General features: G+C 71.4%; 20 protein-coding genes and 1 pseudogene. 14 read left to right on the forward strand and 7 right to left on the reverse strand.

All coding sequences use genetic code 11. The features are described from left to right. The first annotated feature begins 1 nt into the window (after position 1). Positions 2-1,540 (forward strand): aldehyde dehydrogenase family protein, encoded by a 1,539-nt coding sequence (locus tag ACTIE9_RS11365; RefSeq protein WP_439565690.1) that lies wholly within the window; start codon positions 2-4, stop codon positions 1,538-1,540. Then, positions 1,537-2,418, forward strand: coding sequence for an aldehyde dehydrogenase family protein (locus ACTIE9_RS11370; protein ID WP_439565691.1), 882 nt, complete (start codon positions 1,537-1,539; stop codon positions 2,416-2,418). The genes ACTIE9_RS11365 and ACTIE9_RS11370 overlap by 4 nt, the downstream gene beginning before the upstream one ends. A 156-nt stretch (positions 2,419-2,574) precedes the next feature. Here ACTIE9_RS11370 and ACTIE9_RS11375 read toward each other — a convergent pair whose 3' ends face one another. After that, positions 2,575-3,567, reverse strand: coding sequence for a ketopantoate reductase family protein (locus ACTIE9_RS11375; protein ID WP_439565692.1), 993 nt, complete (start codon positions 3,565-3,567; stop codon positions 2,575-2,577). Between the two features lie 82 nt (positions 3,568-3,649). Between ACTIE9_RS11375 and truB the strand changes: the two genes are divergently transcribed. Together truB and ACTIE9_RS11385 are read left to right on the forward strand one after the other, a co-directional pair. Then, positions 3,650-4,579, forward strand: coding sequence for a tRNA pseudouridine(55) synthase TruB (gene truB, locus ACTIE9_RS11380; protein ID WP_439565693.1), 930 nt, complete (start codon positions 3,650-3,652; stop codon positions 4,577-4,579). Further along, positions 4,576-4,956 (forward strand): hypothetical protein, encoded by a 381-nt coding sequence (locus ACTIE9_RS11385; RefSeq protein ID WP_439565694.1) that lies wholly within the window; start codon positions 4,576-4,578, stop codon positions 4,954-4,956. The genes truB and ACTIE9_RS11385 overlap by 4 nt, the downstream gene beginning before the upstream one ends. Positions 4,957-4,982: 26 nt before the next feature. Here the strand turns inward: ACTIE9_RS11385 and ACTIE9_RS11390 are convergent, their stop codons facing one another. After that, positions 4,983-5,651: an HAD family hydrolase gene (locus ACTIE9_RS11390; RefSeq protein ID WP_439565695.1), complete on the reverse strand. Its 669-nt coding sequence runs from the start codon at positions 5,649-5,651 to the stop codon at positions 4,983-4,985. Beyond that, the gene (locus tag ACTIE9_RS11395; protein WP_439565696.1) at positions 5,648-6,796 is read right to left on the reverse strand and encodes a flavin-containing monooxygenase; all 1,149 of its coding nucleotides are present in this window, start codon (positions 6,794-6,796) and stop codon (positions 5,648-5,650) included. The genes ACTIE9_RS11390 and ACTIE9_RS11395 overlap by 4 nt, the downstream gene beginning before the upstream one ends. A 170-nt stretch (positions 6,797-6,966) precedes the next feature. On the opposite strand from ACTIE9_RS11395, the gene hemW reads away from it, so the two are divergent. Further along, positions 6,967-8,193: a radical SAM family heme chaperone HemW gene (gene hemW, locus ACTIE9_RS11400; RefSeq protein ID WP_439565697.1), complete on the forward strand. Its 1,227-nt coding sequence runs from the start codon at positions 6,967-6,969 to the stop codon at positions 8,191-8,193. Positions 8,194-8,214: 21 nt separating this feature from the next. Here the strand turns inward: hemW and ACTIE9_RS11405 are convergent, their stop codons facing one another. Both ACTIE9_RS11405 and ACTIE9_RS11410 read right to left on the reverse strand, forming a co-directional pair. Beyond that, on the reverse strand, positions 8,215-8,586 hold the full coding sequence (locus ACTIE9_RS11405; protein ID WP_439565698.1) for a DUF4870 domain-containing protein: 372 nt from the start codon (positions 8,584-8,586) through the stop codon (positions 8,215-8,217). 66 nt (positions 8,587-8,652) lie between these two features. Next, positions 8,653-9,048, reverse strand: coding sequence for a DUF4870 domain-containing protein (locus tag ACTIE9_RS11410; protein ID WP_439565699.1), 396 nt, complete (start codon positions 9,046-9,048; stop codon positions 8,653-8,655). Between the two features lie 186 nt (positions 9,049-9,234). On the opposite strand from ACTIE9_RS11410, the gene hrcA reads away from it, so the two are divergent. The 8 genes from hrcA (at position 9,235) to era (ending at position 16,374) form a co-directional block, all read left to right on the forward strand. Next, on the forward strand, positions 9,235-10,254 hold the full coding sequence (gene hrcA, locus ACTIE9_RS11415) for a heat-inducible transcriptional repressor HrcA (RefSeq protein WP_439565700.1): 1,020 nt from the start codon (positions 9,235-9,237) through the stop codon (positions 10,252-10,254). Continuing rightward, positions 10,255-11,358: a molecular chaperone DnaJ gene (gene dnaJ / locus ACTIE9_RS11420; RefSeq protein ID WP_439565701.1), complete on the forward strand. Its 1,104-nt coding sequence runs from the start codon at positions 10,255-10,257 to the stop codon at positions 11,356-11,358. Between the two features lie 15 nt (positions 11,359-11,373). Further along, positions 11,374-12,132 (forward strand): 16S rRNA (uracil(1498)-N(3))-methyltransferase, encoded by a 759-nt coding sequence (locus tag ACTIE9_RS11425; protein WP_439565702.1) that lies wholly within the window; start codon positions 11,374-11,376, stop codon positions 12,130-12,132. An 83-nt stretch (positions 12,133-12,215) separates the two neighbouring features. Continuing rightward, positions 12,216-12,569 carry a histidine triad nucleotide-binding protein gene (locus ACTIE9_RS11430; RefSeq protein ID WP_439565703.1) on the forward strand — a complete coding sequence of 118 codons (354 nt, stop codon included), beginning with the start codon at positions 12,216-12,218 and terminating at the stop codon, positions 12,567-12,569. A 55-nt stretch (positions 12,570-12,624) separates the two neighbouring features. Continuing rightward, on the forward strand, positions 12,625-13,665 hold the full coding sequence (locus ACTIE9_RS11435; RefSeq protein WP_439565709.1) for a PhoH family protein: 1,041 nt from the start codon (positions 12,625-12,627) through the stop codon (positions 13,663-13,665). A gap of 2 nt (positions 13,666-13,667) precedes the next feature. Then, positions 13,668-14,135, forward strand: coding sequence for an rRNA maturation RNase YbeY (ybeY, locus tag ACTIE9_RS11440; protein WP_439565704.1), 468 nt, complete (start codon positions 13,668-13,670; stop codon positions 14,133-14,135). After that, a complete protein-coding gene (locus ACTIE9_RS11445; RefSeq protein ID WP_439565705.1) occupies positions 14,132-15,445 on the forward strand; it encodes a hemolysin family protein in 1,314 nt (437 codons plus the stop codon). The genes ybeY and ACTIE9_RS11445 overlap by 4 nt, the downstream gene beginning before the upstream one ends. Continuing rightward, a complete protein-coding gene (era, locus tag ACTIE9_RS11450; RefSeq protein WP_439565706.1) occupies positions 15,442-16,374 on the forward strand; it encodes a GTPase Era in 933 nt (310 codons plus the stop codon). The genes ACTIE9_RS11445 and era overlap by 4 nt, the downstream gene beginning before the upstream one ends. Before the next feature lie 149 nt (positions 16,375-16,523). On the opposite strand, the gene ACTIE9_RS11455 is transcribed toward era, so the two are convergent. Both ACTIE9_RS11455 and ACTIE9_RS11460 read right to left on the reverse strand, forming a co-directional pair. Beyond that, positions 16,524-17,225 (reverse strand): response regulator, encoded by a 702-nt coding sequence (locus tag ACTIE9_RS11455; RefSeq protein WP_439565707.1) that lies wholly within the window; start codon positions 17,223-17,225, stop codon positions 16,524-16,526. A 97-nt stretch (positions 17,226-17,322) separates the two neighbouring features. Then, positions 17,323-18,573: a sensor histidine kinase gene (locus tag ACTIE9_RS11460; RefSeq protein ID WP_439565708.1), complete on the reverse strand. Its 1,251-nt coding sequence runs from the start codon at positions 18,571-18,573 to the stop codon at positions 17,323-17,325. A gap of 262 nt (positions 18,574-18,835) precedes the next feature. On the opposite strand from ACTIE9_RS11460, the pseudogene ACTIE9_RS11465 reads away from it, so the two are divergent. Then, positions 18,836-19,193: pseudogene (locus tag ACTIE9_RS11465) on the forward strand (2-isopropylmalate synthase); the annotation flags it as partial.

Below are 19,193 nucleotides of genomic sequence, written 5' to 3' on the forward strand. Positions count from 1 at the left end.
CATGGCCTTTCTCGAATACGCAGCGGCGCCGGAGTCGGCGTCGATCCTGAACCTCAAGGCGCAGTACGGCCTCTTCATCGACGGCGAGTTCGTCGACGGGCACGGCGACGTGTTCGACACCATCTCGCCTGCCACGGAGGAGGTCATCGCGAGCATCGCGCAGGCCACCGCCGGTGACGTGGATGTCGCTGTCGCCGCGGCGCGACGCGCCTACGACCGCGTGTGGTCGCGCATGTCGGGCAGCGACCGGGGCAAGTACCTGTTCCGCATCGCCCGGCTCGTGCAGGAGCGCTCGCGCGAGCTCGCCGTGGCCGAGAGCCTCGACAACGGCAAGCCCATCCGCGAGACGCGCGACGTCGACGTGCCGCTCGTCGCCGCCTGGTTCTTCTACTACGCCGGCTGGGCCGACAAGCTCGAGCACGCGGGCCTCGGCCCGAACCCGCGCGCGCTCGGCGTCGCCGCGCAGGTGATCCCCTGGAACTTCCCGCTGCTCATGCTCGCGTGGAAGATCGCCCCGGCTCTGGCCGCCGGCAACACCGTCGTCATCAAGCCCGCCGAGACCACGTCGCTCACGGCGATGCTGTTCGCCGAGATCCTGCAGCAGGCCGACCTGCCCGCGGGCGTCGTCAACATCGTGACGGGCCCCGGCTCGACGGGCCAGGCGCTCGTCACGCACGACGACGTCAACAAGGTCGCCTTCACGGGCTCGACGAACGTCGGCCGGATGATCGCCCGCCAGGTCGCCGGAACCCAGAAGCGCCTCACGCTCGAGCTCGGCGGCAAGGCCGCCAACATCGTGTTCGACGACGCCCCGATGGATCAGGCGATCGAGGGCATCGTCAACGGCATCTTCTTCAACCAGGGCCACGTGTGCTGCGCCGGCTCGCGCTTGCTCGTGCAGGAGAACGTGCACGACGAGGTCATCGACCGCCTCAAGCAGCGGCTCTCGACGCTGCGCATGGGCGACCCGCTCGACAAGAACACCGACATCGGCGCGATCAACTCGGCCGCGCAGCTCGAGCGCATCCGCACGCTGAGCGACACGGGTGAGAGCGAGGGCGCCGAGCGCTGGACGGCCGACTGCCGCATCCCCGACAAGGGCTTCTGGTTCGCGCCGACGATCTTCACGAAGGTCAGCGCGGCGCACGCGATTGCGCGGGAGGAGATCTTCGGGCCCGTGCTCTCGGTGCTGACGTTCCGCACGCCCGCCGAGGCGATCACGAAGGCGAACAACACGCCCTACGGCCTCTCGGCCGGCATCTGGACGGAGAAGGGCAGCCGCATGCTCGCCCTCGTCGACCAGCTGCGCGCCGGAGTGGTGTGGGCGAACACGTTCAACCGCTTCGACCCCGCGTCGCCGTTCGGCGGCTACAAGGAGTCGGGCTACGGCCGCGAGGGCGGCCGCCACGGGCTCGCCGCCTACCTCGAGGCGAGCGGGTGGGATGCTCCGGCATCGTTGAGCGCAGCATCCAGTGCCCCTACCGACGGCGCGCGCGCCGCCCGAAAGCCCGCGAAGACCCGGAAGGCGGTCGTGAAGTGAGCCGGCTCACCGTTCCCAAGACGTACAAGCTCTACATCGGCGGCAAGTTCCCGCGCAGCGAGAGCGGCCGCACCTACGAGGTCGTCGGCGCCGACGGTGCGTTCCTCGCGAACGCCGCGAAGGCCTCGCGCAAGGACGCCCGCGATGCCGTGGTCGCCGCGCGCGCGGCGGTCGGGGGCTGGGCGGGTGCCACGGCTTACAACCGCGGCCAGGTGATCTACCGCATCGCCGAGCTGCTCGAGGGGCGTCGCGCGCAGTTCGTCGACGAGATCCAGTCGTCGGAGGGCGTCACGGCCGCCGACGCGGGCGCGCAGGTCGATCTCGCGATCGACGTGTGGGTCTGGTACGCCGGCTGGGCCGACAAGTACGCCCAGGTGGCGGGCAACGCCAACCCCGTGTCGGGCCCCTACTTCAACCTCTCGGTGCCCGAGCCGACGGGCGTTGTCGCCGCGGTCGCGCCGCAGGGCGTGACGGGCGGCTCGCTGCTCGGCCTCGTCTCGGTGCTCGCGCCGATCGTCGTGAGCGGCAACACCGTCGTCGTCGTGGCCGATGAGCGCGCGCCGCTCTCGGCGATCTCGCTCAGCGAGGTGCTCGCGACCTCGGATGTTCCCGGGGGCGTCATCAACATGCTCACCGGCTCGCCGGCGGAGATCATGCCGTGGCTGGCATCACACGCCGACGTCAACGCGCTCGACCTCACCGGCGCCGGATCGATCGACGGGGCGAAGGGCGAGACCTGGGTCGACCTGCAGCTGGCGGCGGCCGAGACGCTCAAGCGCGTCGTGGCGCCCGTGGCGGGCATCCCGCGCCCGGCCCTCGAGCGCATCACGGCCTTCGTCGAGACGAAGACCGTCTGGCACACCAAGTCGATGCTCTAGCCGTCGAGGCTCGGCGGGCGACACGTGGCCCGAGCCCGCTTCCACAACGTCGGAAGGGGAGCGCGACGCCGGGTCGGGCGGCTTCCACAACTTCGGAAGGGGACGGCGGCGCGTTGCCGGGTGGCTTCCACTCCGAAGTTGTGGAAGGCACGCGGGTTAGGGGGCTGAGACCCGGACGGCCGCGTCGGTCGGCCGGACGAACGCGCCCGAACGCTCGACCTCGTGCACGAGGGCGACGAGGGCGGCGTTGACCGGGGTGGGCACGCCGTGGGTCGCACCGAGGGCGACGACGGCGCCGTTGATCGCGTCGACCTCGGTCGTGCGGCCGCGACGGATGCTCTGCAGCATCGACGCGGGGTTGGGCACGTCGCCCATTCCGGCGGCGAGGTGCTGGGCGAGCTCGGCGGCCGCCGCCGCTCCACCGGCGCGGATGCGAGCGACGGCTTCCGCATCCACCGCCCCGATGCGGCCCCAGTCCACGCCGGCCGCGTCGCCGACCGCAACGGTCTCGACCATGCCGCGCGCGAGCACGGTCCGCAGCGCGGGGTCGGCGACGGTCTGCTGCACGCTCAGCCCGGTGATCGCGGGCAGCGCGTTGACCTGGTTGACGAGCAGCTTCGTGAACTGAGCCCCGCGGATGTCGGGGGCGAGCACGAGCTCGGCCGGGAGGGCGGCGCGGAGGAGCGGCTCGGCGACCGCGACCGCGGTCGGGTCGCCGCCGAGCGTGAGGCCGTTCGGGCCGGTCACGGTGATGCGGCCGGGGCCGGTGAGGCTCACGGCGAAGAGGGCGAGGCCGATGGCGACGGGGGAGTGCGGCAGGGCATCCCGCACCGCGTCCTCGCCCCCGAGGCCGTTCTGCAGCACGAGCACGGGCGTGCCGTCGTGGGCGACCCACCCCTCGAGGGCGCTCGCTGAGTCGTGCGCCTTCGTGGCGAGCACGATCAGGTCGACGGCGCGGTTCGGGATGCTCTCAACGAGCTCGACCGCCCCCACCCACTCGCCCCAGCCACCGTCGACGTGCAGCCCGGCGCGGGCGATCGCCTCCGCGTGCTCGCCGCGCGCGGTGACGAGCACCTCGTGCCCCGCGCGCGCGGCCAGGGCGGCCAGGAGGCCGCCGACCGCGCCCGCTCCGATGACCGCGATGCGCATGCTCGCCAGCCTAGGCCGGGCAGCCGCACCGCCGCCGACCCGCGCGCCCGCGTCGCGCCCCCGCGCCCGCTACCGTGGAGTCGTGCCCACCGGACTGCTCCTCGTCGACAAGCCGCAGGGTCTCACGAGCCACGACGTCGTCGCTCGCGCGCGTCGCGCCCTCGGCACCCGCAAGGTCGGCCACGCCGGCACGCTCGACCCGATGGCGACGGGTCTGCTCACGCTCGGAGCCGGCCCAGCGACGCGCCTGCTCACCTACCTGGTCGGCCTCGACAAGACGTACGAGACGACGATGCGGCTCGGTGCTGCGACGACCACCGACGACGCCGAGGGTGAGACCGTGAGCACGGCCGACCCCGCGGCAGTCGCGGCGGTGACCGACGAGGCGCTCGCGGCGGGCATCCGCGCCCTCACGGGCGAGATCGATCAGCGGCCGAGCTCGGTGAGCGCGATCAAGGTCGACGGCAAGCGAGCCTACGACCGCGTGCGGGCGGGCGAAGAGGTCGAGCTCGCCTCGCGCCGCGTCACGATCAGCGGCTTCGCGGTGCTCGCGGTGCGGCGAACGGAGAGCGCGATCGAGGTGGATGCGCGCATCGACTGCAGCTCGGGCACCTACATCCGCGCCCTCGCGCGCGACCTCGGCGCGGCTCTCGGCGTCGGCGGGCACCTGACGGCGCTGCGGCGCACGCGCGTCGGGCCGTTCGACGTGGCCGACGCGGTGAGCCTCGAGGAGCTGGCCGAGGGCGGCGCGAGCCTGCTGGCGAGCCCCGCAGAGGTCGCCGCGCGCCTCTTCGTCTCACTCGAGGTCGACGCCGCGCAGGCCCGCGACCTCGGGCACGGCAAGCTGCTCGCCCTGCCCGAGCAGCCCGACGCCGAGCCGGTCGCCGCGATCGAGCGGGGAGCAGGGCGCGAGCATCCCGACCGCCTCGTCGCCCTCATCAGCGTGCGTCAGGGTCGCGGTCGTACGCTGGTCGGGTTTCCGAATGACAGCGCCCAGGAGGCAGACTCGTGATCGAGTGGTTCACCACGATCGCCATCATCGTGTGCGTCGTCGCCGCGCTCGCCGCCCTCGTGCTCGGGGGCATCGGCCGAAAGCCCGACGACTTCAGCGTGCTGCCGACGGCGGCCGTGGCCCTCGTGCTGCTCGTGCAGATCGTCATCGGCATCATCGCGCCGCTGACCGGCAACCAGCCGACGGGCGACATCGTCGAGTGGTGGATCTACCTCGTCGTCGCCCTCGTGCTGCCGGTCGCGGCGATCGCGTGGGCGCTCGTCGACCGCACGCGCTGGGCGACCGTCGTCATGGGCGTCGCGAGCCTGGCGGTCGCGGTCATGGTCTTCCGCATGAACCAGATCTGGTTCGTGCAGGGCGTCGCGCTCGTCAGCTGAATCGTCGGCCGATTCGGGATGCCCCGCTAGAGCCCGTCGATCGCGGAAAGCACCGCATCGAGCGACCCGGCGAGGTCGGCCACGACGAGCACCGCGCCCGTCTCGCGCAGGTCGTCGACCGAGAACACGCCGGTCGCGACGCCGATGAAGGGCATGCCGGCGGCGGCCGCGGCCTCGTCGTCGCGCGGGGTGTCGCCGATGATCACGAGGGTCTCGCCGGGCAACGCCTGACGCGCCGCACGGGTGATCTCGCTGCGCTCGCGTGCCGTCGCGCCGAAGAACGAGCGGTCCCAGTCGAACCACTCCGGCCCGAGCCCGGCCCCCTCGAGCTTGACGCGAGCGCGCACGAGCGAGTTGCCCGTCAGCAGCGCGTTGTGCCAGCCGCGGGCGGCGACCGCGGTGAGAGCATCCACGACGCCCGGGGCAGGTTCGCGGCGATCGCCCGCCTGCGCGCGCTCGATCGAGAGCTCGTCGAGGGTCTCGCGGGCGCGCTCGTGCCAGCTGTCGTCGTAGCCGAAGTGGGCGAGGATCTCGCTGAGGATGAGCCCGTCGGGCTTGCCGTGCGTGCGCGGCATCGGCGGGTGCAGCTCGCGGCCCACGGTGCGCTCGACGGCCGTGTGATAGAGCTCGCCGCCGCCTCCGAACGAGTTGAGCAGCAGGGTTCCGTCGACGTCCCAGAGGATGGTGGTGGTCACGGTTCCATCGTGGCAGAGGCGCCGCTCTCGGCGGCGCGAGTGGCAGAGCGGGCGGCGGCACCCCGAGCGAGGTGCTGCCGCAGCGGCCCCAGGAGGTCGGCCGAGTCGGCGGCGATGCCGTGGAGGATCGACGAGTCGAGCCGACGCTGCCACGGCAGCCCGAGCCAGTACAGGCCCGCGACCGGCGAGATGCCGCCCTCATGCACGGGGCCGCCATGCTCGGTGAGCGCTCCCTCGACCTGCACGAAGGGGTAGTGCGTGCGGAACCCGGTGCACCAGAGCACCGCGTCGACCTCGAGCGTCGACCCGTCGGCGAGCACGAGCGACCGCGCGCGAGCATCCACGACGCGGCTCGTTCGCAGCGCGAGGCGTCCGGCGCGCACGGCGCGTTTCGCCTCGGTGCCTAGGATGCCGTCGCCGCGCGAGTGGATGTAGCGACTGATGCGGCTCTCGGCGGGCGAGTTCAGAATGCCGAGCAGTCGCAGCGGCCAGTACACCGTCACGCCGAGCAGGCGCTCGGGGATGAACCAGGGCTGCTGCGGGGCGACCATCGTCACGCGGCGGGCCGGGTCGGAGTCGGCGAGCTCGACCGCGAGCTGCGCGGCCGAGTTGCCGCCGCCGACCACCGCGACGCTGCCGTGCGGCAGATCGTCGGCGCAGTCGTAGGCGCTCGAGTGCAGCTGCGCCACGCTCACGTCGAGGCCCGCGCCGACGCGGGGGATGCGCGGGTACTGGAAGGGCCCCGACGCGATCACGACGGCGCGTGCTCGAACCCTACCGCGCGACGTGTCAGCGACGAAGTCGTCGTCGTCGCGGGTGATCGCCGTGACACGGGTCTCGCGCACGATGGGCAGGGCGAACTCGTCGGCATAGCGTTCGAGGTAATCGGCGAGCTGCGCGCGCGTCGGGTAGTACGCGGTCGTCGGAGGCAGCGGCAGCCCCGGGAGGGCGGCGAAACGGCGCGGGGTGAACAGCACGAGGCTGCGCCAGCGCGCCCGCCAGACGTCACCCGTGCGCGCGCGGTCGTCGACGATCACGAACGGCACGCCGGCCTCGCGCAGCCGGTAGCCCATGCCGAGCCCTGCCTGCCCGCCGCCGACGACGAGCACGTCGACGTGCTCGGGCAGCTGCGCCTGCTGGTTCATGGTCTCCACTCTGCGTGTTCGGCGCCGAGCTCGTCGCCGCCTGCCTGCGTCTCCACAATTCAGGAGTTCGGGATGCTCGCACTCCGCGACACGCCCGGCAGGGCATCCTGAGCCCGCGTCGGAGTGCCCGACTCCTGAATTGTGGAGGGCACGGCTGGGAGGATGGGGGTGTGCCCAGCGCCCTGCCCCTCGCCGACCCGGCTCCCGACGACGGGCTGCTGCCCGCGAGCGTGCTCGAGGGCGCCGAGCAGCGCGACCTCGGGGTGTACCTGCACGTGCCGTTCTGCCGCGTGCGCTGCGGCTATTGCGACTTCAACACCTACACGGCCGACGAAGTGCGCGGGGTCAAGCAGAGCGACTTCGCCGACCAGGCGATCGCCGAGGTCGAACTCGCCGACCGCGTGCTCGAGCAGACCGGCCTGCCGCGCCGGCCCGCGCGCACGGTGTTCTTCGGCGGCGGAACCCCCACGCTGCTGCCGACCGACGACCTCGCGCGCATGCTCGACGCCGTGCGCGAGCAGATCGGCGTTGCCGACGACGCCGAGATCACGACCGAGGCGAACCCCGACTCGATCGACGCCGGCGGGCTCGAGCGCCTGGCCGCGGCCGGCGTGACGCGCGTGAGCGTCGGCATGCAGTCGGCCGTGCCGCACGTGCTCGCGGTGCTCGAGCGCACGCACGACCCCGAGAACGTGCCGCGCGTCGTCGCGGCCGCGAAAGCAGCGGGGCTCGCGGTGAGCCTCGACCTCATCTATGGCACGCCGGGTGAGACCGAGGCCGACTGGCAGCGCAGCCTCGATGCCGCGCTCGCGGCCGAGCCCGACCACCTGAGCGCCTACGCCCTCATCGTCGAGCCGGGCACGAAGCTCGCCCGCCAGGTGCTGCACGGGCAGGTGCCGCCCGTCGACGACGACCTGCACGCGGTGTTCTACGAGGCGCTCGATGCCCGCCTCGCCGACGCTGGCTACGACTGGTACGAGGTCAGCAACTGGGCGCGCACCCCCGACCAGCGCTCGCGCCACAACCGCGCCTACTGGACCGGGCAGGACTGGTGGGGCGTCGGCCCCGGAGCGCACAGCCACATCGGTGGCGTGCGCTGGTGGAACGTCAAGCACCCCGCCGCCTACGCCGAGCGCCTGGCGCACGGGCTGAGCCCGGCGGCGGGTCGCGAGACCCTCGATGCTGAGACGCGGCGCGTCGAGCGCGTGCTGCTCGAGGTGCGCCTGCGCGAGGGGCTGCCGGTGGATGCTCTCACCCCGCTGGGCCGCCGCGCGGTCGCCGGGCTCATCGCCGACGAGCTCGTCGAGCCGGGGCCCGCGCTGCGCGGCACGATCGTGCTCACGCTGCGCGGGCGCCTGCTCGCCGACGGCGTCGTGCGCCGCCTGCTGCCCGACTGAGGGTCGTGACGGAGCCGGCCCCTACTTGATGAAGGGGATCGTGAGCGGGTAGGTGTAGCCCTCGCCGCGGTTGGCCGCGAGCGCGGCGATGATCGAGAAGACGAGGATGAGCACGCTCACCGCGATGAGCACGAAGATGCCGATGATGAGCCACGAGGTGATGGCGCCGATCGCGCCCGCGATGATCATCGTCAGCTGGAAGTTGAGCGCCGTGGCGGTGTGACCGCGCACGAAGGGCCCGCGGTTGCCGAGCACGAGAAACCCGATGAGAGCCGGCACGAAGCCGAAGAAGATGCCGCCGACGTGCACGAGCGTCGCCCACAGCTTCTCGTCGGCGGGGCTCATGGGCTGGGGCGTGGTCGCGTACGGGTTCACGGGAGGCTGATCAGTCATGCGGTCATTAAACACCTGCGGGGCCCGACCGCATCGGTCGGGCCCCGCAGGTCGTGACGATCGCGTCTACTTGATGAGACGGATCGAGACGGGGTAGCGGTAGTTGATGCCGTCCTTCGCCTTGACGAAGCCGAGGATCGAGAAGATCACCGCGGCGATCCAGACGAGCGGCACGAGGAAGGTGATGAGTCCGCCGAGGCCGAACGTGACCGCGCCGATGATGACGCCGAGAATGTTGAGCGCGATGTACGCGATCGTCACGGTGATCTGGAAGTTCAACGCTTCTTTCGCCTCGGTGTTCGTGAACGAACCGCGGTCCTTGAACACCAGCCAAATGATGAGCGACGGCAGGAAGCCGAGCACGCCGCCGAGGTGGGCGAACGACGCCCACTGGCGGTCCTCCGCCTCCGTGAGCGGGGCGGCCGGCTGCGGAGCGGCGGAGGGAGGGGTCTGGTCGGTCATGGGTACTGCCTTTCGATGATCCTGCGGCGAACATTGGTCCCGGGGTGGAGCACGAGGTAAACCTAGCGCCCGTGCAACCGCCAGGCAATGAGTATCGATGCGCAACGCGGGGTAGAATTGGCAGTCCGCGGGATCGAGTGCCAGCACGCCGGTTGCCGCAGAAGCCGTCGAACGGGGAGGAGCGCCATGGTCTCGGAACGCGCCCTGCACGTGCTGCGCGCGATCGTGCACGATTATGTGGCGTCGCGCGAGCCCGTCGGCTCGAAGGCGATCGTCGACCGCCACCAGTTCGGCGTCTCGGCGGCGACCATCCGCAACGACATGGCGCTGCTGGAGGAGGAGGAGCTCATTACGGCTCCGCACACCTCCTCGGGGCGCGTGCCGACCGACAAGGGCTACCGCGTCTTCGTCGACCAGTTCGCCGACCTGCGGCCTCTGAGCGCCGCGCAGCGCCAGGCGATCGCGGCCTTCCTCGACCAATCGGTCGACCTCGACGACGTCTTCGCGCGCACCGTGCGCCTGCTCTCGCACCTCACCAACCAGGTCGCGCTCGTGCAGTACCCGGCGCTCGGCAACGCGCGCGTGCGGCACATCGAGCTCGTGCCGATGAGCGCGACGCGCCTCATGACGGTGTTCATCACCGACGGCGGGCGCGTCGACCAGCGCATCATCGAGCTGCCGCTCGAGGCCGATGAGGCCTTCATCGGCGAGCTGCGCGCGAAGCTCAACGCTGCGCTCGCCGGTCAGGTGCTGAGCGAGGTGCCGCAGGTCGCCGCCTCGCTCGCCGAGCGCTTCGCCCCCGATCGCCGCGAAGCGGTGGGCGTCGTCTCGGAGGCGCTGCTGGGGCACGTGGATGCGCACCGCACCGACCGGCTCGTCATGGCGGGCGCGGCCAACCTCGTGCGCACCGAGGGCGACTTCGCGGGCAGCGTCTACCCCGTGCTCGAGGCCCTCGAGGAGCAGGTCACGCTGCTCAAGCTCTTCAGCGAGATGCAGGTCGACGAGAACGGCGTCACCGCACGCATCGGCCGTGAGAACGATGAAGCGCTCAAAGAGACCGCGGTCGTGACGAGCGCCTACCGCGTCGGCACCGACAGCACGGCCAAGCTCGGGGTGCTCGGCCCCACCCGCATGGACTATTCGAACAACATGGCAGCAGTGCGCGCCGTAGCCCGCTACGTCTCGCGCCTGCTCGGTGAGGAATAAGTGGCAGACCACTACGAGGTGCTCGGTCTCGACCGACAGGCGAGCGCCGACGACATCAAGAAGGCCTACCGCCGCCTGGCGCGCGAGCTGCACCCCGACGTGAACCCGAGCGCCGACGCGGCCGAGCGGTTCAAGCAGGTCACGCACGCCTACGACGTGCTGAGCGACCCGCAGCAGCGCCAGCAGTACGACCTGGGCGGGTCGGGCGGCTTCGGCGGAGCATCCGGTTTCGGCGGTTTCGGCGACATCTTCGAGACCTTCTTCGGTGGCGGGCAGCAGCAGCGCGGCCCGCGTAGCCGGCGCGAGCGCGGGCAAGACGCCCTGCTGCGCGTCGAGGTCGAACTCGACGAGATCGTGTTCGGCACGACCCGTCAGCTCGAAGTCGACACCGCGATTCTCTGCTCGACGTGCGAGGGCAGCTGCTGCTCGCCCGGCACGAGCCCGCAGACGTGCGACATCTGCCGCGGGTCGGGGCAGATCCAGCGCACCGTGCGCAGCCTGCTCGGCAACGTGCTCACCTCGAGCCCCTGCGGCACCTGCCGCGGCTACGGCACCGTGATCCCGAGCCCGTGCCCGACCTGCGCCGGCCAGGGGCGCGTGCGCGCGCGCCGCGCCATCCCCGTCGACATCCCGGCCGGCGTCGACACGGGTGTGCGCATCCAGCTGCCCGGCCAGGGCGAGGTCGGGCCCGCCGGCGGCCCCAATGGCGACCTCTACCTCGAGATCAAGGTCAAGACGCACGAGACGTTCAGCCGCAACGGCGACGACCTGCTCGCCACGGTCGAGGTGCAGATGACCGATGCGATCCTCGGCACGACCGTCACCCTGCCCGGCCTCGACGGCGACGTCGCGGTCGAGATCAAGCCCGGCACGCAGAGCGCCGAGATCATCACGGTGAAAGAGCGCGGCATCACGCGCCTGCGCGGCTCGGGTCGCGGCGATCTGAAGCTCGGCGTGCAGGTCGTCACCCCCGTGCGGCTCAACAGCAAAGAGACCGAGCTGATCCGTCAGTTCGCCTCGAGCCGTCGGCCGGTGCCGCCGCAGTTCGCGACCTTCCAGCAGGGCATCTTCGCCAAGCTGCGCGACCGCTTCCTCAACCTGTAGCCGACCGACCCGCCCGTGGCTCACTTCTACCTCGACGAGACGCTCAGCGCCCAGCTCGCCGACGCCGAGAGCGGAACGGGCGATTCGGTCGTCCACCTGCGCGGGGCCGACGCGCGGCACGCCGCGACCGTCTCGCGCGTGCGCGTCGGCGAGCAGCTGCGGCTGGGCGACGGCGCGGGGCTCGTCGTGCACGGCGTGGTGAGCGCAGTCGAGCCGGGCGACGTCGCCCTCACCGTCGACCGGGTCGAGCGCTACGAGCGGCTGCGGCCGAGCATCCACCTCGTGCAGGCCCTCGCCAAGGGCGACCGCGACGAGCTCGCCCTGCAGGCTGCGACCGAGCTCGGCGTCGACGGGGTGATCCCGTGGCAGGCGGCGCGCAGCGTCTCGCGCTGGGATGCCGCCAAGGCGATCAAGAACCGCGAGCGCTGGCAGACGATTGCGCGCGAGGCGACGAAGCAGGCGATCCGACCGTGGATGCCCGTGGTCGAGCCCCTCGCGACGACGGCGCAGCTCGCGGCCCGCGCGAGCGGGTCGACCGTGCTCGTGCTCGATCCCACGGGTGACCACGCCCTCACGACGCTGACGCCGCACGATCTCGGGCACCGCGACATCCTCATCGTCGTCGGCCCGGAGGGCGGCATCGCCCCGGAGGAGCGGGATGCCCTGGTCGCCGCCGGCGCGCGCTGCGTGCGCCTCGGCGCGAGCGTGCTGCGCACCTCGACCGCGGGGCCCGCGGCGATCGCCGTGCTCTCGGCGGCGCTCGGGCGCTGGTGAGGCACCCGGCGAGACTCCGGCACGTCTCCCGGGGCGCGAGGCGCCCCCGGCGCTGCCTCAGGGCCGCGCTCTAGACTGGGATCATGAGCGGTTCCGACATGTCGATCTTCGAGCGCATCATCGCGCGCGAGATTCCCGCCGACATCGTGCACGAGACCGACACGGTCATCGCGTTCCGCGACATCGCGCCGCAGGCTCCCGTGCACCTGCTCGTCGTGCCCAAGACGCCGCGCTACCGCGATGTCGCGGAGCTTGCCGCGGGTGACCCCGCGCTGCTCGCCGAGGTCGTCGCGACGGCTCACCTCCTTGCCAACGAGCACGCCGACGGGCACTTCCGGCTCGTCTTCAACACCGGCGCGAACGCCGGGCAGACCGTCTTCCACGTGCACGCCCATGTGCTCGCGGGAGGCCTGACCGAGGGATCCCTTGCCCACTGACGATTCCGCGCGCGATGAGCGCGCCCGCGAGCAGCTCGACGTCGACGGCGTCGCCATGGTGCGGCTGCTCGGCCCCCAGGACCGCCTGCTGTCGACGGTCGAGAAGCAGGACCCGCTCGTCGACGGGCACGTGCGCGGCCACCCGCGCACCCTCGAGGGCGACCCCGCCCAGGTGGCGGCAGCGCGTCGACTCGTCGACGAGCTGCTCGTCATGGTGCGCGGTGGCCACGAGCTCGGCGAGGTCGAGGTCGCGAGCTCGGCGCGCATTCTCGAGCAGGGTGCCGGCAGCCCCGCTGACGTGCTCAGCCAGGCCATTCTCACGAGCCGCGGCAAGAGCATCCGCCCCAAGACGCTCGGCCAGAAGGCCTACGTCGACGCGATCGACCACCACACGATCGTGTTCGGCATCGGCCCCGCCGGCACGGGCAAGACCTACCTCGCCATGGCCAAAGCCGTGCAAGCGCTGCAGCGCAAAGAGGTCGACCGCATCATCCTGACGCGGCCCGCCGTCGAAGCGGGGGAGCGGCTGGGCTTCCTGCCGGGCACCCTCACCGACAAGATCGACCCCTACCTGCGGCCGCTGTACGACGCGCTCAACGAGATGATGGACCCGGAGCTCGTGCCCAAGCTGCTCGCGAGCGGCGTCGTCGAGGTCGCCCCGCTCGCCTACATGCGCGGGCGCACGCTCAACAACGCGTTCATCGTGCTCGACGAGGCGCAGAACACGTCACCCGAGCAGATGAAGATGTTCCTCACCCGCCTCGGCTTCGGCTCGAAGATCGTCGTCACGGGCGACATCACGCAGATCGACCTGCCGACCGGCGCGAGCGGGCTGCAGCTCGTGACGCGCGTGCTCGACGAGATCGACGACATCTACTTCGCGCGGCTGACGTCGGAGGACGTCGTGCGGCACTCGCTCGTCGGCCGCATCGTGGATGCGTACACGAAGTACGACGCCGAGAAGCAGGCGCGGCAGTACGCGCGCGAGAACGGCCTGCCCGACCCCGTCGAGGGTGCCAACCGCGAGGAGCGCCGCCGCGGGCTGCCGCGCGACCGCGCGACCCGCCGCCCGCGGCCCGGAGCGGGAGGCCGCTGAGCATGGCCGTCGAGATCAACAACGAGTCGGGCATCCCCGTCGACGAAGCCAGCCTGCAGCGCCTCGCTCTGCACGCCTTCGAGCATCTCAACGTGCACCGCGACGCCGAGCTCGCGATCGTGCTCGTCGACGAGGCCGCGATCGAGCAGCTGCACGTGCAGTGGATGGACGAGCCCGGCCCTACCGACGTGCTGAGCTTCCCCATGGACGAACTGCGGCCGGGCAGCGACGATGAGCCGACCCCGCCCGGACTGCTCGGTGACATCGTGCTGTGCCCGCAGGTGGCCATCCAGCAAGCGGAGGCCGCAGGGCACTCGACGCAGGATGAGCTGCTGCTGCTGACCACCCACGGAATCCTGCACCTGCTCGGGTTCGACCACGCCGAGCCGGAGGAGGAGAAGGAGATGTTCGGCATCCAGCGCGACATCCTCGTGAGCTTCACCCTGGCCGAGCGGGGTCGTCGCCGATGACCGCGACCCTGCTCTTCTTCATCGCGGCCGGCCTACTCGTCGCCATCGGCGGACTGCTCGCCTCGATCGACGCGGCGCTCGGCGTCGTCAGCCGCATCGAGCTCGTCGACATCGCCTCCGACCGCGCGCATCCCGCGCGCCTTCATGCCGTCGCGGCCGATGTCGGGGCGCATGTCAACGCCCTCAACTTCCTCCGCATCGTCGCCGAGACGATTGCCGCCGTGCTCGTCACGATCGGTTTCGCCACACTCATCGACGAGTGGTGGTGGGTGCTGCTCATCAGCGCCGGCATCATGATCGGCGTCTCGTTCATCCTCGTCGGGTCGAGCCCGCGCTCGGTCGGCCGTGCGCACCCGCGCGCGATGCTCGGCACCTTCGACTGGCTCATCCGCGGAGTGCGCCTGCTCACCGGCCCGCTTGCCGACGCCCTCGTCGTGCTCGGCAACCGCGTGACGCCCGGGCGGCCGTCGAGCGCGAGCTTCTCGAGCGAGGAGCAGCTGCTCAACATGGTCGACGAGGCCACCGAGCTCGACGTGCTCGAGGAGGAGGACCGCGAGCTCATCCACTCGATCTTCGAATTCAACGACACCATCGTGCGCGAGGTCATGGTGCCCCGCACCGACATGATCGTGCTCGAGCAGGGGGCCACCGTCGCCGACGCGATGAGCCTCTTCCTCAGCCGCGGCGTCTCGCGTGTACCGGTCGTCGGCGAGAGCGCCGATGAGGTGCTGGGCGTGGTCTACCTGCGCGACGCATCCCGCCTCACGTTCGAGAAGCCGAAGAAGGCCGCCACCGCGCTCGTTGACGAGCTCGTGAAGCCCGCGCTCTTCCTGCCCGAGTCGAAGAAGGCCGACGACGCCCTGCGGCAGCTGCAGCTCGAGTCGAACCATCTCGCCCTCGTCGTCGACGAGTACGGCGGAATCGCGGGTCTCGTGACGATGGAAGACCTCATCGAAGAGCTCGTGGGCGAGATCGTCGACGAGTACGACCGCGAGACCGCCGACAGCGAGCGACTGGGCGAGAACCGGTTCCGCGTGAGCGCCCGCATGCCCATCGACGAGCTCGGCGACCTCTTCGGCATCGAGCTCGACGACGACGAGGTCGACTCGGTCGGCGGCCTGCTCGCGAAGCACCTGGGGCGTCTTCCCGTTGCGGGGTCGACCGTCACGGTCGACGGCCTGCACCTCACCGCCGAGCGCACCGAAGGCCGCCGCAAGCGCGTCGTCACGGTGCTCGTCGAGGCCGATCAGGCGCTGCTGGATGCCCGCATCGCCTTCGCGGGCGACCGCGAGCGCGACGAGGCCGAGTGAGCGGCCGCAAGCCCCGCGGGGGCACGGCCGCGTCGCCCGAGCCGACGTTCCGGGCCGGATTCGTCACCTTCGTCGGCCGACCCAACGTCGGCAAGTCGACCCTCACCAACGCGCTCGTCGGAGAGAAGGTCGCCATCACGAGTTCGAAGCCGCAGACCACGCGCCGCGCGATCCGCGGCATCGTGCACCGGGCATCCGGCCAATTGATCGTCGTCGATACGCCCGGCATGCACCGTCCGCGCACGCTGCTCGGCGAACGCCTCAACGCGGTCGTGCAGGACACCCTGGGCGACGTCGACGTGATCGGGTTCTGCGTGCCGGCCAACGAGCCCATCGGGCCCGGTGACCGGTTCATCAACGAGCAGCTTGACAGTTTTCCGCGCACGCGCAAGATCGCGATCGTGACCAAGACCGATGCCGCGGGCTCGGCCAAGGTCGCCGAGCAGCTGCTCGCCGTCTCCGAGCTTCGGGAGTGGGATCTCGTGATCCCGCTCTCGGCCGTCACCGGCGAGCAGGTCGACCTGCTCGCCGAGCAGGTCATCGCGCTCATGCCCGAGTCGCCCGCGCTCTACGACGACGACGCCGTGACCGACGAGTCGACTGACGACCGGGTCGCCGAGCTCATCCGCGAGGCCGCGCTCGAAGGCGTCAGCGACGAGCTGCCGCACTCGCTCGCCGTCACGGTCGACGAGATGACCGAGCGGTCGCCCGGCGGCGTGCTCGACATCTTCGCCAACGTCTGGGTCGAGCGCGACAGCCAGAAGGGCATCATCATCGGGCACCGCGGGTCGCGCCTGACCGAGGTCGGCACGCGCGCGCGCCTCGAGATCGAGAAGCTCATGGGCCGGCGCGTCTTCCTCAAGCTGCACGTGAAGGTCGCCAAAGAGTGGCAGCGCGACCCCAAGCAGCTCGGCAAGCTGGGGTTCTAGGGCTGCCCGGCCGCTTCGCGCGCGGGTGCGTTCGCTTATTCGGGCGCGCGCTGTGGAACGGCGGCGTGTCGGGCGCGCGGGTCGGCGTGTTGCGCGGCTGATCCGCACGAGCGAGCGTTGGACACCGAGAGGCGAGGCCTTCCGCGCGATCAGCGGCGCGGCAGCAGCCCGTGATCGTGGGCGTAGAGCACCACCTGCACGCGGTCGCGCAGGCCGAGCTTGGCGAGAATCCTGCCGACGTGCGACTTCACGGTCGCCTCGGCCACGAACTCGCGCGCGGCGATCTCGGCATTGCTGAGGCCCTCGGCGACGGCGGTGAAGATCTCGCGCTCGCGCTTGCTGAGGGAGGGCAGCGCCGCGTCGCGCGCCGCGGAGAGGTCGGCGGGTGAGTGCGCGCGGCGAGCATCCGGAGCGGCACCGACGTGCGCGAGCAGGTCGCTGATCGCGCCCGGCGCGACGACCGCGTGCCCGCCGTGGACGGCGCGGATGGCGGCGAGCAGGAACTCGGGCTCGGCATCCTTGAGCAGGAAGCCGCTCGCACCCGCGCGGATCGCGCGCAGGGCCGCGTCATCCAGGTCGAAGGTCGTGAGCACGATGACGCGCGGCGGCGTGCGCCCCGCCTCGGTGGCCGATCGCAGGATGCCCGCCGTGCCCGCGATGCCGTCGGCGTGCGGCATCCGGATGTCCATGAGCACCACGTCGGGCAGCGCCTCGTCGGCGACGACCACGGCCTCGCCGCCGTCGCCGGCCTCGCCGACCACGGTCAGATCGGGTTGCGAGTCGATGAGCATGCGCACGCCCCGCCGGAACAGCGGCTGATCGTCGACGAGCAGCACGCGGATCGCGCTCATCGCGCCTCCCACGGCAGGGCGGCCGGGTCGAGCGGCCGGCGCGGCACCGTGACGAGGCTCACGAGCACGACCAGCGGCGGGGGAGCGGCGGGCGTGGTCACTCCGGTGCCCCCGTGGTCACGAGCTCGTCGGCGGGCTCGGCCGGCCCGGCGGTGCGCTCGTCGAGGGGCAACCGCGCTCGCACGCGGAACACCGCGCCCTCGTGCACACTCAACTCACCACCGGCGAGGGATGCCCGCTCGCGCATCCCGTCGATACCGTGCCCGCGCTGACCGTCGGCAGCCGCGCCGCCCGCGTCGTTCGTCACCACCAGGTCGACGGCCTGGCCACCCCACTCGAGTTCGAGGGTCGCGGCCCCGTCGCCGTGGCGCAGCGCGTTCGTGAGCGACTCCTGCACGATGCGGTAGAGCGCGAGCTCGCGCGCTTCGGTCAGGCGCCCGCGGTCTCCGAACTCGCGCAGCTCGAGCGCGAGCCCCGAGTCGCGCATCGCGGCGAGCAGCGCGTCGAGGTCACCCAACCCGGGCTGCGGGCCGGCCTCCTGCGTGTGCCGCAGTTCGGTGAGCAGCACGCGCACGTCGGCAAGGGCATCCCGCGCGGTCTGCGCGATCGTCTCGAAGGCGTCGGCCGCCGCGGGGGAGTCGCCCGCCGTCGCGTACCGCGCCCCATCGGCCTGCGCGATCACGACGGTGAGCGAGTGGGCGACGATGTCGTGCACGTCACGCGCCACCCGCGTGCGCTCGGCCTCGAGGTCGGCGCGCGTGAGGGCCGCATCGCGCTGCGTGCTGACCGTCGCGACGGTCGCGCTGAGCTGACGCCGATTCCGGATGCTGCGCACAAGCTCGCCGAGCACCCACGGCATGAGCGCCAGCACCGGCCAGATCATCTGGGTGAGGGTGTCGAGAATGATCGAACCCAGGCTCAGGCCTACGGGTGTCCCGCCGCCGAACAGGATGGCCACGGTGATGCCCGCCGCGACGACGACTGACACGACGAGGGCGACCGACCGCGCGAGTGCTGTGCCGTACGCGGCCCCGCCGAACACGATAACCACCGCGCCCACCAGGATGAGCGGGGAGGAAGATGCACCGAAGATCCCGCCGGCAATGACGCCGAGTCCGGCTGCGATCAGCCCGTATTGGGCCAGATCGGCGCGCACGCGATGCAGTGCAGTGCCGACGCCCATGGCAAGTGCGATGCCCACGTTGACTACTGCCAACGGAACACCTCCCCACCACTGCTGATTGAGCAGAATGGCGAGCGCGAGCCACGCGCCGAGCGCTACCTCGACGGGAAAGAGGATGCGCGCACGGCGCTCGGGCGTGAACCACGTGATCAGTCGATCGAACATGTCCGCCACGGTACGGGCCGCGCGGCCCGTAGCCGAGTGAAACTCGCGCGGCTCACTCGAGCGGATGACCCTTTTCATCCGAAAGGCTGACGGTAGAGCATCCCGAACCGCATTCGCGTGCTCGCAGAACGCGGGTGTACCCTGAAAGCGTGTTCGGCCAGCTCCTTCTTCGCTGCCGCGACGAGGCTTAGACCCGTAGCCTCCCTCGTCGCGGAGTTCGTCGTCGGCTGACAACCACACCACGACCCAGCAGGAGCACCTCATGCAGAACCGTCAGCAGCCCTCGGGCATGCCGATCCACAAGTACCAGCCGTACCACGAGCAGCTCGCGATCGACCTGCCCGACCGCACCTGGCCCGCGCAGCGCATCACGCAGGCGCCCCGCTGGTGCGCCGTCGACCTGCGCGACGGCAACCAGGCCCTCATCGACCCGATGAGCCCCGAGCGCAAGCGCATCATGTTCGACTTGCTCGTGCGCATGGGGTTCAAGGAGATCGAGGTCGGCTTCCCGTCGGCGAGCCAGACCGACTTCGACTTCGTGCGCACGCTCATCGAGCAGGACCTCATCCCCGACGACGTCACCATCCAGGTGCTGACGCAGGCGCGCGAGCACCTCATCG

Origin of the sequence: Microcella sp. (assembly GCF_051860105.1) — a bacterium.
Lineage (GTDB): Bacteria > Actinomycetota > Actinomycetes > Actinomycetales > Microbacteriaceae > Microcella.